The 18276-nt window shown below is 70.2% G+C and carries 2 protein-coding genes; both read left to right on the plus strand.

The window, feature by feature from the left end; translation table 11 throughout:
• Positions 1-15: 15 nt before the first annotated feature.
• Positions 16-16974: an amino acid adenylation domain-containing protein gene (locus IRT45_RS00485; protein ID WP_375540046.1), complete on the plus strand. Its 16959-nt coding sequence runs from the start codon at positions 16-18 to the stop codon at positions 16972-16974.
• A 227-nt stretch (positions 16975-17201) separates the two neighbouring features.
• On the plus strand, positions 17202-18197 hold the full coding sequence (locus tag IRT45_RS00490; protein WP_194804079.1) for an alpha/beta hydrolase family protein: 996 nt from the start codon (positions 17202-17204) through the stop codon (positions 18195-18197).
• Positions 18198-18276: the final 79 nt, after the last annotated feature.

Raw genomic sequence — 18276 nt, forward strand, 5'->3', positions numbered from 1 at the left:
CCGCGGCCGGAATCGATGGACAAGGGTGGCCTGCGTGCAGGTTCATGCGGCGACGACAGGCAGGATGAGATAGGTGGTACGGGTGGTCAGCGGACAGTACGCGCTGGAAGTGACGGCATGACGCGCCCCGCTCGGGTCCGGCCGACACGTACTCGCCGGCCACGCGTCACCACCCTGCCCCAGCTGATGGCCACCGCGGTCGAGGCCGATCCGACCGGTACGGCCCTGGTGTTCGCCGATGCCACCACCACGCTGGCCGAGCTCAGTTACGCCGAGCTCGACGAGCGTTCGACCCGGCTGGCCCGGCTGCTCATCGCCCGCGGCATCGGCCCGGAGGACCTGGTCGCCGTCGGTATTCCGCGGTCGGTGGAATCGGTGGTCGCGGTGTGGGCGGTCGCCAAGACCGGCGCCGGATTCGTACCCGTGGATCCGAACTACCCCGCCGATCGTGTCGCGCACATGGTTTCCGACTCCGGTGCGAAACTCGGCCTGACGGTGTCGCCGGTGCGGATGGACCTGCCCGATTCGGTGGAGTGGCTGACCGTCGACGGTGATTTCGCCGCGCGGCTCGAGGAGTTCTCCGGCGATCCGGTCACCTACGCCGATCGGTTGCGGCCGTTGCGGGCCGAACATCCGGCCTATGTGATCTATACCTCCGGCTCGACCGGCAAGCCGAAGGGTGTCGTGGTCACCCAGGCCGGGCTGTCGAGTTTCTGCGACGAACAGCGCGAGCGGTACCGGGTCGGAAACGACTCGCGCACCCTGCATTTCGCATCGCCGTCGTTCGACGCCTCGGTGCTGGAACTGCTACTGGCCATCGGCGGTGCGGCCGCCATGGTGGTGGCCTCGCCATCGGTGCTCGGCGGCCACGAATTGGCGAATCTGCTGCGGCGCGAACGGGTCACCCACGCCTTCGTCACGCCCGCGGCCCTGGCCTCGGTGGATCCGGCCGGGCTGGACGACCTGCGCGTCGTGGTCGCCGGTGGTGAGGCCTGCCCGCCGGAACTGGTGCGGCGCTGGGCGATCGCGATCGAGGGCGGCACCCGCGAGTTCTACAACGGGTACGGCCCGACCGAGACCACGATCATGACCAACATCAGCGCGCCGCTGGTGCCGGGGGAGACGGTCACCATCGGCGCGCCGGTGCGCGGCATCACCGAGTACGTCCTCGACGAACAGCTCGCGCGGGTGCCGCGCGGCGCGGTCGGCGAGTTGTACATCACCGGTGCGCAATTGGCGCGCGGCTACCACCTGCGCCCCGGGCTGACCGCGGCCCGCTTCGTCGCCAACCCCTTCGACGCCGGCGGTTCGCGGCTGTACCGCACCGGCGACCTGGTGCGCTGGACGGCCGCCGGGGAACTGGAATATCTGGGCCGCAACGACTTCCAGGTCAAGATTCGCGGTTTCCGGATCGAGCTGGGCGAGATCGACGCGGTGCTGGCCGCGCACGATTCGGTCGACTTCGCCGTCACCGTCGGCCACACCTTGCACAGCGGGGCGACGATTCTGGTGTCGTACGTGCACGCCGCCGACGGTGCGAAGGTCGACTCCGACGAGCTGAGCGAGCATGCGGGACAGAGTCTTCCGGCCCATATGGTGCCGACGACGATCATGGTCCTGGACACGATTCCGCTGACCCCGGTCGGCAAACTGGACCGCGCGGCGCTGCCGGAACCCGTCCTGGCCGCCCGCGAATTCCGCGCGCCCTCGGGTGCGCTCGAGGAGATGGTGGCGGCCGTCTTCACCGACCTGCTCGACCCGCCGGGGCCGGTGGGCGCCGACGACGACTTCTTCGAACTGGGCGGCAACTCGCTGATCGCCACTCAGGTCGCGGGCCGCCTGGGCGCCCAGATCTCGGCGCGGGTGCCGGCCCGGTTGCTGTTCGAGGCGGCAACGGTCGCCGAATTGGCGCAGCAGCTGGAACCGCTGAAGGGAGAGGGCGGGCGCCTGGCGCTGGCGCCGATGCCGCGTCCGGAACGCATTCCGCTCTCGCTGGCCCAGCAGCGGATGTGGTTCCTCAATCAGTTCGATCCGGAGTCGGCGGCCAACAACATCCCGTTCGCGATCCGGCTCACCGGCGCGCTGAACGTGGACGCGCTGCAGGCGGCCGTCGCCGACGTCATCGAGCGCCACGAAACGCTGCGTACCGTCTACCCGTCCGCGGACGGAGCCGGACACCAGGTGATTCTGCCTGCGGCGCAATCGGTTCCGGATCTGGCGCCGAAACCGGTCGCCGAGGACGAACTGCCGCAGTGGCTGGCCGGATATCTGCTCGCCGGATTCGACGTGGCCGCCGAGGTGCCGCTGCGCATCGCGGTGGCCGAATTGGCGCCCGACGATCACGTCGTGGCGGTCGTGGTCCACCACATCGCCGCCGACGGCGCCTCGGTGGCGCCGTTCATGCGCGATCTGCTGGCCGCCTTCCTCGCCCGGCGCAACGGCGCCCGGCCGAGCTGGCAGCCGCTGCCGGTGCAGTACGCCGACTACGCGCTGTGGCAGCGGGCGCTGCTCGGCGACGAACGCGATCCGGAATCCCTCGCGGCCCAGCAGATCGACTACTGGCGCACGACACTGGCCGGCATTCCGGACCGGCTGGATCTGCCCGCGGACCGTCCGCGCCCGCAGATCGCCTCCGGACGCGGCGCGGAGTACACCTTCGATATCGCACCCGAGCTGCACACCCGGCTCGAGGAACTCGCCCAGCGCACCGGCACCTCGCTGTTCATGGTGGTGCACGCGGCGTTCGCGATCCTGCTGGCCCGCTCCAGCGGCACCGACGACATCACCATCGGCACGCCGGTGGCCGGGCGCGGCGAGGCCGAACTCGACGCGCTGGTCGGCATGTTCGTCAACACCCTGGTGCTGCGTACCCGCATCGACGCCGCCACGACGGTCGAGCAGTTGCTGGCCGCGGTGAAGGACACCGATCTGGGCGCCTTCTCCCACGCCGAGCTGCCCTTCGAGCGACTGGTGGAGGTGCTCGACCCGGTCCGGTCGCAGGCGCATCATCCGCTGTTCCAGGCCGCGCTGTTCTTCCAGAACATGCAGAAGCCGCAGCTGCGGCTGCCTGGGCTGGTCGCCGAAACGGTCGAATTCGACGGCGCCGTGGCGAAATTCGATCTGCAGCTCACCGCCGTACCGCGAACCGACGCGGGCGCCCCGGCCGGCGTATCGGCCATGTTCACCTACGCGCTGGATCTGTTCGACGAGCCGACCGTGGCCGCCTACGCCGACCGGCTGGTGCGGGTGCTGGAAGGTATCGCCGCCGATCCGGCTGCTGCCGTGGGCGATATCGAGCTGCTCGATCCGGCCGAGCGGCTGCGGATCCTGCGGGACTGGAACGACACCGCCCATCGGGTCGAACCGGAACTGCTGCTCGACGGCTACCGGCGGGCGGCACTGCGCAACCCGGACGCGGTGGCGGTCACCTACGAGGGTGCGCAGCTGACCTACGCCGAATTCGACGCGCAGGTCAATCAACTGGCCCGCCTGCTGATTTCGCGCGGTGTCGGCCCGGACGCCCTGGTCGGCCTGGCGATCCGCCGATCGCTGGATCTGGTGGTCGGCATGTACGCGATCGTGGCGGCCGGTGGTGCGTACGTGCCGCTGGACCCCGATCATCCGGTGGACCGCATCGCGCACATTCTCGATACCGCCCAGCCGGTCTGCGTCGTGACCACCGTCGCCGATACGGTCGCGGTGCCCGCGCGGATTCCGGTGCTGCGGCTGGACACCATGGATCTCGGCGGCTTCGATCCGAGCCCCATCCGGCCCGCCGAACTGCTCGCTCCCGTGCGGCCGGACCATCCGGCCTACGTCATCTTCACCTCCGGTTCCACCGGCCGGCCCAAGGGCGTCGCGGTCTCGCACGCCGCGATCAACAATCAGATCGAGTGGATGCTGGCCGCGTATCCGCTGGGCAGCGGCGACGTCTATCTGCAGAAGACGGCGACCACCTTCGACGTCTCGCTGTGGGGCTATTTCATGCCGCTGCGCGCGGGTGCGGAGTTGGTGGTGGCCACCCACGACGGCCATCGCGATCCGCTGTACGTCGCGGAAACTATTGCGGCGCACGGTGTTACGGTCACCGACTTCGTCCCGTCGATGCTCACCGTCTTCGCCGCGCACATCGCGCCGGGTAGCTGCCCGACGCTGCAGGACATCTTCGTGATCGGCGAGGCGCTGCCGCCGGAGACCGCCGACGCCGTGCACGCGGTGTGCGATGCGCGCATCCACAACCTGTACGGACCCACCGAGGCCGCGGTGTCGGTCACGTATTGGCCGGTCGGCGAGGACGACCGCCCGAGCGTGCCGATCGGCCTGCCGCAGTGGAATACTCGCGTCTACGTGCTCGACGGACGCCTGCGTCCGGTGCCGGTGGGCGTGCCCGGTGAGCTGTATCTCGCGGGTGATCAGCTGGCCCGCGGCTATGTGCGCCGCCCGGACCTGACCGCGGACCGGTTCGTGGCCAACCCGTTCGGCCACGGCGAGCGGATGTACCGCACCGGCGATCTGGTGCTGTGGCGCGAGGCCGACGAGACCCGGCCCGCCCGGCTCGACTACATCGGCCGCACCGATTTCCAGGTGAAGTTCCGCGGCCAGCGCATCGAATTGGGCGAGATCGAGACGGCGCTACTGGCGCTGCCCGGTGTGAGCCAGGCGGTGGCGCTGGTGATGGGTTCGGCGCTGGGCGATCAACTGGTCGCCTACGTCGTGGCCCAGCCGCGCGCCACCCTCGACCCCGAGCGCCTGCGCACCAGCGTGGCGGATTCGCTTCCGGCCTATATGGTTCCGGCGGTCGTCGTGGTTCTCGACGCCTTCCCGCTCAATCCCAGCGGCAAACTCGACCGCAAGGCGCTGCCCGAACCCACCTTCAGCAGCCGCGAGTTCCGGGCGCCGAGTACTCCGGTGGAGGAGATCGTCGCCGAGGTCTTCGGCTCCGTGCTCGGACTGGAACGGGTCGGCGCCGACGACGACTTCTTCGCTCTCGGCGGCAATTCGCTGATCGCCACGCAGGTGGTGGCCCGGCTCGGCGCCGCGGTGGGCGGACGGGTTCCGGTGCGGTCGCTGTTCGAGACGCCCACGGTGGCCGGGCTGGCCGCCACCCTCGATTCCCAGACCCACATCCGGCGCGGCGTGGAACTGGGTTCGATCGAGCACCCGGAACAGCTGCCGCTCTCGCTGGCGCAGCAGCGCATGTGGTTCCTCAACCGTTTCGACCAGGCCGAAACCGCTGAAGAGGCAGTGCATTCCGGTTCGGCGGCCTACAACCTGCCGTTCGCGCTGCGCCTGACCGGCAGCCTGGATGTGGAGGCGCTGGGCGAGGCCCTCGACGACGTGGTCGCGCGGCACGAGGTGTTGCGCACCGTCTACCCGGAGACCCCCGAGGGGCCCGTGCAGGTGATCCTGCCGGCCGACACCCGGCTGGGTCTGCGGCCCGAACGCACCGCCACCGCCGCGGTCGCGGATGCGGTATATGCCCTGGCCGCAACGCCTTTCGATGTCACGTCCGAAGTCCCGCTGCGGGTGCGGCTGCTGGAGATCTCCGATCTCGCCCCCGGTTCGCGCCGCGAATACGTGCTCGCCGTGGTGGTTCACCACATCGCCGCCGACGCGTCCTCGATGGGCCCGCTGGTGCGCGATGTGATGACCGCCTATGCCGCCCGCACCTCCGGCGCGGCGCCGGACTGGGCGCCGCTGCGGGTGCAGTACGCCGATTACGCGCTCTGGCAGCGTGCCGTACTGGGCTCGGAATCGCACTCGGATTCCATTGCTGCCCAGCAGATTTCGTACTGGCAGCGGGAGCTGGCCGGCCTGCCGGACGTGCTGGAGCTGCCCACCGATCGCCCCCGTCCGCCGGTGGCGACGCTGGCCGGTGCGCGCGTGGACGTGCGGATCGAGCCCGAGGTGCACGCGGGCCTGGTCGACTTGGCCCGCGCCCACGGCGCCACGCTGTTCATGGTCGTGCATTCGGCGTTCGCGGTGCTGCTGGCGCGGCTGTCGGGCGGCGACGACATCGCCGTCGGTAGCCCGGTCGCCGGTCGCGGTGAGGCCGAACTCGACGATCTGATCGGCATGTTCGTCAACACCGTGGTCTTCCGGACCCGTGTCGAGCGCGGCGAGCCGTTCACCGAACTGCTGGCCCGCCAGCGCGAAACCGATCTGCAGGCCTTCGCCCACGCCGACATTCCGTTCGAGCGGCTGGTCGAGGTGCTGAACCCGCCGCGTTCCACCGCGCATCACCCGCTGTTCCAGGTGGGCCTGTCGTTCCAGAACGTGGCGCGCACCGAACTGGAACTGCCCGGGTTGAGCGTCGCCGGGGTGGACGCCGATCTGGACGTCTCGCAGTTCGACCTGCATCTGATCGTGGCCGACGCGTACGACGCGGACGGAAACGCCGACGGCGTAGGCGGTTTCCTCACCTACGCCACGGACCTGTTCGACGCCGCGACCGCGGCATCGATCGTCGAGCGGCTGTCGCTGCTGCTGGCCGGTGTGGTCGCCGACGCCGCCACTCCGGTCGGCGACCTCGACATCCTGACCGCGGCCGAGCGGGCCGAACTGGAGCGCGCCGCGACCGGCGCGTCGCATCCGGTCGTGGCCGCGACGCTGCCGGGACTGCTGGCGGCCACGGTCGCCGCCCGGCCGCATGCCGTCGCCCTGGTGGCCGATGCCGCCGGGCAGTTCGGCGGTGCGCCCGCCGAGCTCACCTACGCCGAACTCGGCGAGCGTGTCGATCGCCTGGCCCGGCATCTGATTTCGCTCGGTGTCGGCCCCGAATCGCGGGTCGCGCTGGCGCTGCGGCGCGGCGTCGATCTGGTCGTCGCCATGTACGCCGTCTCGGTCGCCGGCGGCGCCTACGTGCCGGTCGATCCGGATCAGCCCGCCGAGCGCGTCGGCTACATCCTCGATTCCGCCGATCCGGTGTGCGTGCTGACCACCTCGGATATTCCGGACCTGCCCGGACGCAGCGCGCCCTCGGCAACGGCTGCGGCGGCCCGGGATTGGCGCGGGCGCTCGCAGTCCATGCCCGCGCTGGCCGATTCCGGCCGGTCCGCGGCGCGCGAGGGCGTCGTGCGCCTCGACGAGCTGGATCTGTCCGGTCTGTCCGCGCGGCCCGTTACCGACGCCGACCGGATCGCACCGCTGCTGCCGCAGCACACGGCCTACGTCATCTTCACCTCCGGTTCGACCGGCCGCCCCAAGGGCGTCGCGGTGCCGCACGGTGCGATCGTCAACCAATTGGTCTGGAAGACGGCGGAATTCGATCTCGGCGCCGACGACGCGGTCCTGCTGAAGACCGCCGCGACCTTCGACCTGTCGGTCTGGGAGTTCTGGTCCGCGGCGGTCTCGGGCGGACGCCTGGTGATGGCCGCGCCGGACGGACACCGCGATCCGGCCTACGTGAACGATCTGATCCGGCGCAGCGGCGTCACCACCCTGCATGTGGTGCCGTCGATGCTGGACGCACTGCTCACCGAGGCCCGGATGAATACCGTGCCGGCGACGACGAGCCCGCTGCGGCGAGTCCTCGCCATCGGCGAGGCGCTGCCCGCGGCGCTGGCGCAGCGGTTCGCCGCCGTCCACCCCGAGGTCGAGCTTTACAACCTGTACGGTCCGACCGAGGCCGCGGTCTCGATCACCGCGCACCGCGTCGGCGCGGCCGACGAACTGTCGGTGCCGATCGGCGCACCCGAGTGGAACAGCAGTGTCTACGTGCTGGATTCGCGCCTGCACCCGGTGCCGGTGGGCGTATCCGGTGAACTGTATCTGGCCGGTGCGCAGCTGGCTCGCGGCTACTTCGGCCGGGCGGATCTGACCGCGGATCGTTTCGTGGCCGATCCGTTCGACGGTGGCACGCGCATGTACCGCACCGGCGACCTGGTGGCCTGGACGGCGAACGGGGAGCTGGAATATCGCGGCCGCACCGACTTCCAGGTCAAGGTGCGCGGTTTTCGCATCGAACTGGGGGAGATCGAGGCGGCGCTGCTGCGCCTGCCGCAGCTCGCCCAGGCGGTCGTGGTGGCGAAGTCCGACCCGCGCACCGGCGATCGGCTCGTCGCGTATCTGGTCTCCGCGGACCGGGAACTCGATGTGGCACAGGTGAAGTCGGCACTGGCTGCGGCCCTGCCGAATTACATGGTGCCCGCGGCCTTCGTGGTGCTCGACGCGCTGCCGCTCACCGTGAACGGCAAACTCGACCGGAAGGCGCTGCCGGAGCCGGAATTCGAGACCACCGCCTTCCGTGCGCCCTCGACTCCCGTGGAGGAGATCGTGGCCGGCGCCTTCGCCGAGGTGCTGGGTATCGACCGGGTGGGGCTGGACGACGACTTCTTCGCCCTCGGTGGCAACTCGCTGCTGGCCACGCAGGTGGCGGCGCGGATCGGCGCCGCGCTCGAAGTCCGCGTGCCGGTGCGAGCGCTGTTCGAGGCGGCCACCGTGGGTGCCCTGGCCGCCCGGGTGGAGCGCACCGGAACCGAGCGGCCGCGGCTGCCGCTGGTCGCCGGTCCGCGCCCGGACGCCGTTCCGCTGTCCTACGCCCAGCAGCGGATGTGGTTCCTCAACCAGTTCGACACCGCCGCGACGGTGTACAACATCCCGGTCGCCATCCGACTGTCCGGTGCACTGGATGTGGTCGCGCTGCGCCAGGCGGTCGCGGATCTGGTGGCCCGGCACGAGGTGCTGCGGACCATCTATCCGGAAACCGAGTCCGGCGGCGCGGTGCAGCAGGTGCTGGCGCCGAGCGCGGTGACCGTCGATCTGGAACCGGTGCAGATCGGTGAGGAGCGGGTGGCCCACGAGGTGGGGCACCAGGTCGCGAGCGGATTCGACGTGACCACCGAGATCCCGTTCCGGATCCGATTGTTCCAGCTCTCGGCGAGCGAGTTCGTCCTCGTCTTCGTCGCCCACCACATCGCGGCCGACGGCTGGTCGATGGGCCCGCTGACCCGGGATCTGATGACCGCCTACGTGGCCCGGGCCGCCGGACAGGCGCCGTCGTGGGCGCCGCTGCCGATCCAGTACGCCGATTACGCGCTGTGGCAGCGCGCCGCGTTGGGCGCCGAGGACGATCCGGAATCCTTGGTCAGCGCCCAATTATCTTATTGGACAACCGAACTCGCCGACCTGCCGGACGAGCTGCGGTTGCCCGCGGACCGGCCGCGGCCCGCGGTGCAGAGCTTCGCCGGCGCCAAGGTCGACTTCGCGGTCGATTCGCAGGTGCACGCGGGCCTCACCGCACTGGCGCAGCGGCACAATTCCACCGTGTTCATGGTGGTGCACACCGCCCTGGCGGTCTTCCTGGCCCGCATGTCGGGCACCGAGGACATCGCCATCGGTGCGCCCATCGCGGGCCGCGGTGAGGCCGAACTCGACGATCTGATCGGCATGTTCGTCAACACCCTGGTCCTGCGCAGCCGGGTGCGGCCGGGCAGCGGTTTCGCCGAACTGCTGGCCGACAACCGGGAAACCGATCTGCGTGCCTTCGCCCATGCCGACGTGCCGTTCGAGCGGCTGGTCGAGGCACTGGACCCGGAGCGCTCCACCGCCCGGCATCCGCTGTTCCAGGTGGCGCTGTCGTTCGAGAATCTGGCCGCCACCAGTTTCGAACTGCCGGGCCTGAGCTTCACCGCGCTGGACCCGGCCGCCGACACCGCGAAATTCGATCTGCTGCTGACGCTGCGCGAACAGCGCACCGGATCCGGCGGCGAGGCCGGAATCTTCGGTGAGTTCACCTACGCCACCGATCTTTTCGACCGGGACACGGTCGTCGATTTCGGCAGGCGGCTGGGCCGGATCCTCGCCGCGGTGGCGCGCGACGCCGATATCGCGGTCGGCGATCTCGACATCCTGGTCGGCTCCGAGAGCGAGGATCTCGCCGCCCGCACCGGGCGGCCCGCGGTTCCGCCCGCCACGCTGCCGGATCTGATGGCGGCCGCGGTCGCGGCGAATCCGGACGGTCCCGCGGTGGTCGTGGGCGGGCGCGCGTTCACCTATGCCCAGCTGGATCTGGCGTCGACCAAACTGGCCCGCCGGCTCATCGAACTGGGTGCCGGGCCGGACAAGCATGTGGCGGTGGCCATTCCGCGCTCGCTCGAGGGTGTGGTGGCGTTGTGGTCGGTCGCCAAGTCGGGTGCGGCGTTCGTGCCGATCGACCCGACCTATCCGTACGACCGCATCGCGCACATGGTCGCCGACTGCCGCGCGGATTTCGGAGTCACCGTGCGGGCCGAGGTCGCGGACCTGCCGGACACCGCGGGCGGCTGGATCGTGCTCGACGATCCCGCTTTCGCCTACGAGGTCGATTCCCTGTCCGGCGCACCGATTTCCGATGCCGAACGGCTGGTCCCGCTGCGCCCGGACAACACCGCCTACCTCATCTACACCTCGGGTTCGACCGGTCTGCCCAAGGGCGTCGTGGTCACCCACGCGGGTCTGGCGAACTTCAGCGCCGAACAGCGGGAGCGCTACCGGCTGGATCGCGATTCGCGGGCGCTGGCGTTCGCCTCGCCGTCCTTCGACGCCTCGATGCTGGAGTTGCTGCTGGCCATCGGCGCGTGCGGGGCGCTGGTGATCGTGCCGCCACGCACCTTCGGCGGTGAGGAACTGGCCGAGGTGATTCGCGGACAGCGGGTCACGCACGCCTTCCTCACCCCGTCGGTGCTGGCCTCGCTGGATTCGGATGCGCTGGCCTCGATGCAGGTCATCGTCGCCGGCGGTGAGGCCGTGCCGGCCGATCTGGTCGCGAAATGGGGTGGCGCGCCGGACGGTTCGGGCCGCCGGTTCCACAACGGGTACGGCCCCACCGAGACCACGATCATGACCAATATCAGCGATCCGCTCTCGCCCGGTGACGCGGTGACAATCGGCGGGCCGATCCGCGGCATGCGGGCGCTGATCCTGGACTCGCGGCTGCGGCTCGTGCCCGAAGGCGTCGCGGGGGAACTGTATCTGGGCGGCATCCAGCTGGCCCGTGGTTACCACGACCGGCCGGGCCTCACTGCCGCCCGGTTCGTCGCCGATCCGTACGGCCCGCCCGGGCAGCGGCTCTACCGCACCGGCGACGTGGTGCGCTGGCGCCGCGGCGAACCGGTGGTGGAATATGTGGGCCGCAACGACTTCCAGGTCAAGATCCGCGGTCTGCGTATCGAACTGGGCGAGATCGACAGCGCGCTGATCGATCAGCCCGGTGTCGACTTCGCGGTCACCGTGGGGCACCGCACCGCGACGGGCACGACGATTCTCGTCTCGTATGTGCGCTCGGCCGCCGGTGTGCCGCTGGATACCGAGACGCTGACCGCCGAACTCGCCGCGCGGCTGCCGGAGTACATGGTTCCGACGGCGATCGTGGTTCTGGACGAGATTCCGCTGACCCCGGTCGGCAAACTCGATCGCAAGGCCCTGCCGGAGCCGGTCCTGGAGGCCAAGCGCTACCGCGCACCGCAGACCGCCACCGAACAGGTGGTCGCCGAGGTGATCGGTGAGGTGCTGGGCGTCGATCGCGTCGGCGTGGACGACGACTTCTTCGCCCTCGGTGGCGACAGCATCGTCTCCATCCAGGTCGTGTCGCGGGCGCGCGCCCGCGGCGTGCACTTCACCCCCCGCGACGTGTTCACCGCGCGCACGGTCGAGGCACTGGCCCGCGTGGCCACCGTCGAGGCGGCGGCCGCCGCCGAGCAGTCCGGGCCGATGCCGTTGCCGCCGGCCGCGGTTCGTGCGCTGGAACTCGACCCCTCCGGTCGCGAGCTCCGGGCGATCGCCCTCGATATTCCGGCCGACTGCAACCCCGAGCGGATCCGTGCGGCGGTGACGGGTGTACTCGAACGGCATGCCGTACTGTCCGCGCGGCTCGATCTCGAGGCGGGCGCCCTGGTGATTCCGGAAACTCCCGTCCCGGCGGTCCTGCGGCAGTTCGTGCCCGGGCCCGACGCCGTCGACCTGGCGGTGCGATCGCTGAAGCAGGAGCTCGATCCGGCGGACGGGCGCACCATCGCCTTCGCGCTCATCGCGCCCACCGACCCGGGCGAATCCGTCGGCGCCGCAACGAGTCTGGTCGTCGCGGCGAGCGGGCTGGTGGTGGACGACACCTCCTGGCGCATCGTCGTCGACGAGTTGTCGGAGTCGTGGGCGGGAGGACATTCCGCGCCCGCGGCCGTCGACGCCGGTCCGCTGGGCGTCGGTCGCGCGCTCGCGGCGAGTGCCGGAGCGGCCGAGACCGTGGCGCAGCTCGGCTGGTGGCGGCGTCATCTCGCCTCCGCACCCGCCGATGCGCCGGTCGAGGGCATCGATCTGGCGGCGCGCGGGCGGGTCTCGCTGGTCATCACCGCCGAGGGCGCGGCCGCCGTGGACGCGGTCGCGCACGCCTATCACGCCACCATCGAGGATGTGCTGCTCACCGCCTTCGCGCTGGCGCAGGAGCGGGGCGCCCGGGCCGATGCCGGCGATCTGATCGGCACCGTCGTGCGGTTGGCGGCCGACGGCCGTGCGGTCGCCGGCGCCGAATCCGCCGGGACAGTCGGTGGTTTCACCTCCACCTATCCGTTGCTGGTCGGCCTCACCGGTATCGATGTCGAGCAGGCGCTGCTCGGTCACCGCGCGGCCGGCGACGCCATCGCGCAGATCAAGGAGTTGCGCCGCGCGGTGCCCGATTCGGGTGTCGGCTACGGTCTGCTGCGGTATCTCAACGCCGACACCGCGCCCGCACTGGCCGCGGCCCCGCAGGGCCGCACCGCGTTCCGCTACCGCGATCTGCGTCCGGCCCGGCCGTACCCGCACCTGCCCGCGGCCGATCTGCTGCTCGACATCACCGTCGACGCCACCGAGGACGGACTGCTGGCGCGCTTCGATTACGCGGCAGCCGTTTTCACCGTCGACCAGGTGAAGGAGTTCGCCGGGCTGTGGGTGCGGGCGCTGGGCGGTCTCGCCGAGCACGGAACCCGTGCCGACGCCGGTGGTTTCACCGTGTCCGACTTCGAGCTGGTCCGCCTGGACGCCGCCGATATCGCGAAGTTGTCGCAGGACTACCCGGATCTGGCCGATGTCTGGCCGGTGACGCCACTGCAGTCGGGCATGCTGTTCCACGCCCTGCTGGCCGACACCTCGACCGACGTCTACATCACCCAGTTCACCCTGGATCTGGGCGGTGCGGTGGACGAGCGGCGGCTGCGCGCGGCCGCACAGGCCGTGCTGGACCGGCACGACAATCTGCGGGTCGCCTTCGCCGCCGACGCCACCGGGAATCCGGTGCAGGTGGTGCTCGATCGCGTCGACGTACCCTGGCGCAGTATCGATCTCAGCCACCTGGCGCCCGAGGCCGCCGAGGCCGAAGCGGTCCGGATGTGTGAACTCGACTACGGCCGGCGGTTCGCGATGGACCGGGCGCCGCTGCTGCGGTTCAGCCTGTTCCGTCTCGGCGCCGACGCCTACCGGCTGCTCGTCACCAGCCACCACATCCTCATCGACGGCTGGTCGACACCGCTGCTCATGCAGGATCTGCTCACGCTCTACGCGGTGGGCGCGCGGTCGCGGCAGCTGCCGTCGGCCGGGTCCTACGGTGACTATCTGCGCTGGCTGATCTCCCAGGATCCGGCGGCCGCGCGGGCGCAATGGCAGCGTGCGCTGGACGGGATCACCGAGCCGACGCCGCTGGCGCCGGTCGACCCGAGCCGGGAGATCTCCGCGGGTGTGGGCGAAATCGGCTTCGAGCTGTCGGTCGCCGACACCACCGAGCTGACCCGGCTCGCCGCCCGGCTCGGTGTCACGGTCAACACCGTGGTGCAGGCGGCGTGGGGTCTGCTCATCGGTCGCAGCATCGATCGCGACGACGTCGTCTTCGGCGCCACGGTATCCGGGCGCCCGCCCGCGCTGCCGGGTGTGGAGACGATGGTCGGATTGTTCCTCAACGCCATTCCGGTCCGGGTGCGCCTGGGCGCCACCGACACGCTGGCCGGCCTGCTGAGCCAGTTGCAGGCCGAACAGGCGGCGCTGCTGGACTTCCACTACCTGGGCCTGAGCGATATCCAGCAGGCCGTCGGGGTGGAAGGGCTGTTCGACTCGCTGGTGGTGTTCGAATCCTTCCCGGTCGATCGCGACGGACTCGACCGTGTCGGCTCGATCGACGGTATGCACGTCACCGGCATCGGCGCGGTCAACGGCACGCACTATCCGGTGACGGTGATCGTGGTGCTGGACAACCAGCTCCGGATCAGCCTGAAGTATCTGCGCGACGTCTTCGACGAGGCGGCGGCGCAGGCGCTGTCGCAGCGGCTCGCGGCGCTCATCGGCCGCTTCACCGATACGCCGCAGGCTCGGGTCGCCGATGTCGAGGCACTGCTCGAGGGCGAGCGCGCCGCACTGGAGGCCCGCAACGCCACCGATGTGCCGCAGCTGCGCGATCAGGCGACGCTGCTGAGTCTGTTCGACGAGCAGGTGACCCGCACCCCGCAGGCGCCGGCGCTGCATTTCGGCGACGTGACGCTGAGCTACCGCGAGCTGGATCTGCGCTCGCGCGCCCTCGCCGCCGAACTGATCGGCCGGGGGGTGGAGCCGAATTCGCTGGTGGCCGTGGCCATGCGGCGGTCGATCGACCTGGTGGTCGGCATCTACGCGGTGCTGCGAACGGGTGCGGGTTATGTCCCCGTCGACCCGGATCACCCGGCCGAGCGCAACGAGTTCGTGCTGGCCAACGCCCGTCCGGTGTGTGTGCTGACCACGGGCCGCGACGGCTTCGCCACCGACAGCGGGGTCCCGGTCGTCGACATCTCCGGTTTGGACGGGGAGCCGGAATCCGTTGCGGCGCTGCAGTTCCCGTACGTCCATCCGGATGCGGTGGCCTATGTCATCCACACCTCCGGCTCGACCGGCCGGCCGAAGGGCGTGGTGATCACGCACCGGCAGATGACCAATCAGTTCCGGTGGGCGCAGCGGACCTATCCGCACGACACCGGCGACGTCGTCCTGCACAAGACGCCGATCACCTTCGACATCTCGACGTGGGAGTTGTTCTGGCCGTTGCAGACCGGTGCGGCGATCGTGATCGCCGAGCCGGACGGCCACCGCGATCCGGCGTATCTGTCGCAGGTGATCGAACAGCGCTCGGTGAGCACGGTGCACTTCGTGCCCTCCATGTTGGACGCGTTCCTGGATCCGGCCGCGAATGCGGCGGTGACCCGCGGTTATCCGTCGCTGCGGCGGGTCTTCGCCGCCGGTGAGGCGCTGTCGGCGGAGACGGCGCAGCGATTCGGCGCCACCCTTGGGGAAGCCGAACTGGTGAACTGGTACGGCCCGGCCGAGGCCACCGTGGTCACCGCCTGGCCCGCCGGGAACGCCGACGGTGTCGCCGTTCCGATCGGCACGCCGGTCGCCAATACCCGGGTGTACGTGCTGGATCGGCAGCTGCGGCCGGTGCCGCCGGGCTCGCCCGGTGAGCTCTACGTGGCCGGTGTGCAGCTGGCCCGCGGCTATCTCGGCGCACCCGCGCTGACCGCCGAACGGTTCGTCGCCCACGAGGGCGGGCAGCGGCTCTACCGCACCGGCGATATCGTGCGCTGGCGCGAAACCGGCGCCGGCGCGGCACTGGAATATTTGGGCCGCAGCGATTTCCAGATCAAACTACGTGGTCAGCGCATCGAGCTCGGAGAGATCGAGGCGGTGCTGGCGGGCTTCGCGCCGGTGCGGCATGCCGTGGTGTCCCTGGTGCGCAGCTCGTCGGGTGACCGCCTGGTCGCCTACGTGGTGCCCGACCGGGGCGCGATCGAGGAGGCCGAGTTGCTGGCCTATGCGCGAGAGTCGTTGCCCGCGTACATGATTCCGGCGGCCGTGGTGGTGCTCGACGCGCTGCCGCTCAATGCCAGCGGCAAACTCGATCGCAAGGCGCTGCCGGTGCCGCAGTTCTCCGGACGCCCCTACCGGGCGCCGTCGACACCGCTGGAGGAGGCGATCGCCGGCGTCTTCGCCGAGGTGCTGGGCGCCGACCGGGTCGGCCTGGACGACGACTTCTTCGATCTGGGCGGCAATTCCCTGGTCGCGACCCGGGCGGTGAGCCGGTTGCGCACGCTCACCGGCGTCGAGGTCCGGGTGCAGTGGTTCTTCCTCGGATCCACCGTCGCCGCCCTCGCGCAGCGCATCGTCGCGGCGATGAGCGACGAGCACGACTACGACCTGGAATCGGATGCCGCACTCGGTGTGCTGCTGCCGATCCGGGCGCAGGGCGAGGGTGAGACGCTGTTCTGCATCCACCCGATGTACGGACTGTCCTGGTGCTACGCGGGTCTGACCCGGTACGTCGCGGACCGGCCGATTCTGGGCGTGCAGTCGCCGGCGCTGTCGGAGGACGGCTACCTGCCGGAATCGTTGCAGGAGATGGCCGATCGCTACGTCGCCGAGATTCGCGCGGTGCAGCCGCACGGCCCGTATCACCTGCTCGGCTGGTCGCTGGGCGGTGTGCTGGCCCATGCCGTCGCGACCACGCTGCAGGCGGCGGGTGAGCAGGTCGGCTCGTTGAGCATGCTCGACAGCCACGCCGAGATCGACGTCGCCGATTTCCGGACCGCGATCCGGGAAGCGCTGGCGGAGATCGGCATCGGCGCCGAGGCCCTGGTCGGCAACGGCGACATCCACGACCTCAGCGAGGAGGCGGTGGCCGCCCTGCACGCCACCATCCCGCCGGATATGGCCGTGCTGACGCCGGACCGGGTACGCCGCATCTACCGCAGTGCGGTGCGGTCGGCGGAGTTGATCGCCGAACATCGGCCGGACGTATATCGCGGCCGCCTGCACTATTTCAGCGCGGCCGGACACGAAACGGCGGCGCAGAACTGGCGGCCCTACGTCGAGGGCGAGATCGCCGATCATCGGGTCGGCGTCGCTCACGACCAGATGACCTCGCCGTCGGCGCTGGCCGAACTCGGGCCGGTGCTCGCGCGAGTGCTGGCGCGCGGGGCCGGTCCTCGCCCGGAGGGGCCGTCTCCGGCATGATGGGCGGCGCATACGTAACGGACCGGTCTGGTCAGACGACTAGATAGGCCGTAGGGTCGGGCGAGGTCTCGACCGTCCGGGTGGCGCCTCGCCGGGCGCCCCACGGAAGAGCTGAAACCGAATTCGAGCAGATAGCGAAGGTGTGAACATTGATTCGTCGACACTTCCGGCGTAGTGGTCTGAGAGCTGCTGCCGTGCTCGCGGCCACCGGAGTCCTCACAGGCGTCGTGGCCGGAGTCGGCGCAACGTCCGCCTCGGCGGACGATCCGGTCATCGCCTCGAAGTCTCTGTTGGCCGACCCGCAGTCGCCCGACGGATCGCGGATCGAGAAGGCCACCTACAAGGACGACCGCAGCATCCGGCTGTACGTCCACTCGGCGGCGATGAACCGCACCTTCCCGGTCGATGTGCAGCGCCCCGCCGACGCCTCGGTGCCGCGCCCGACCCTGTATCTGCTCAACGGCGCGGGCGGCGGCGAGGACGACGCGTCGTGGCAGAAGAAGACCGATATCGTCAACGGCTTCCTGTCCGACAAGAACGTCAACGTCGTGCAGCCCATCGGCGGTAAGTGGAGCTACTACACCGACTGGCTGAAGGACGACCCGAGCCTGGGCCGCAACAAGTGGAAGACCTTCTTCACCGAGGAGCTGCCCCCGCTGATCGACGGCGCGCTGGGCACCAACGGCGTCAATGCCATTGCCGGCCTGTCGACTTCGGGCACGTCGGTGCTGAACCTGGCGATCGCCAAGCCGGGCCTGTACAAGTCGGTGGCCGCCTACTCCGGCTGCGCGGAGACCAGCACCGAGGTCGGCCGCGAAGCGGTGAAGCTGACCGTCAACACCTGGGGCGGCGGCGACGTGCGCAACATGTACGGCGAGGACGACAACCCGGCCTGGCAGGACAACGACCCGCTGCTGCACGCCGAGCAGCTGCGCGGCGCGAACCTGTACATCTCCTCGGGTAACGGCCTGCCCGGCCAGTGGGACACCCTCAACGGCCCCTACACCCTGCCCGGCGCCTACGGTCTGGGCAACCAGCTCGTCGTCGGCGGCGTGATCGAGGCCGCGACCAACTACTGCAGCCACGACCTGCAGGGCAAACTGGACTCGCTGAACATTCCGGCGACCTACAACTTCCGCAGCTCGGGCACCCACTCGTGGGGCTACTGGCACGACGACTTCCTCGACTCGTGGCCGGTGCTGGCCCGCGGTCTGGGCATCTGACCGCCTCACACGGACCACCGGATCCGCCTCGATCGCCCTCGCGATCGGGGCGGATTCGTCTTTTTCCGAGGGTTGGCTC

The sequence above is a fragment of the Nocardia sp. BSTN01 genome (assembly GCF_015354405.1).
GTDB lineage: Bacteria > Actinomycetota > Actinomycetes > Mycobacteriales > Mycobacteriaceae > Nocardia.

What these genes read in the sequence shown, in the direction of transcription:
- IRT45_RS00485 (WP_375540046.1), top strand. Translation starts at nt 16, where the DNA reads ATGGACAAGGGTGGCCTGCGTGCAGGTTCATGCGGCGACGACAGGCAG.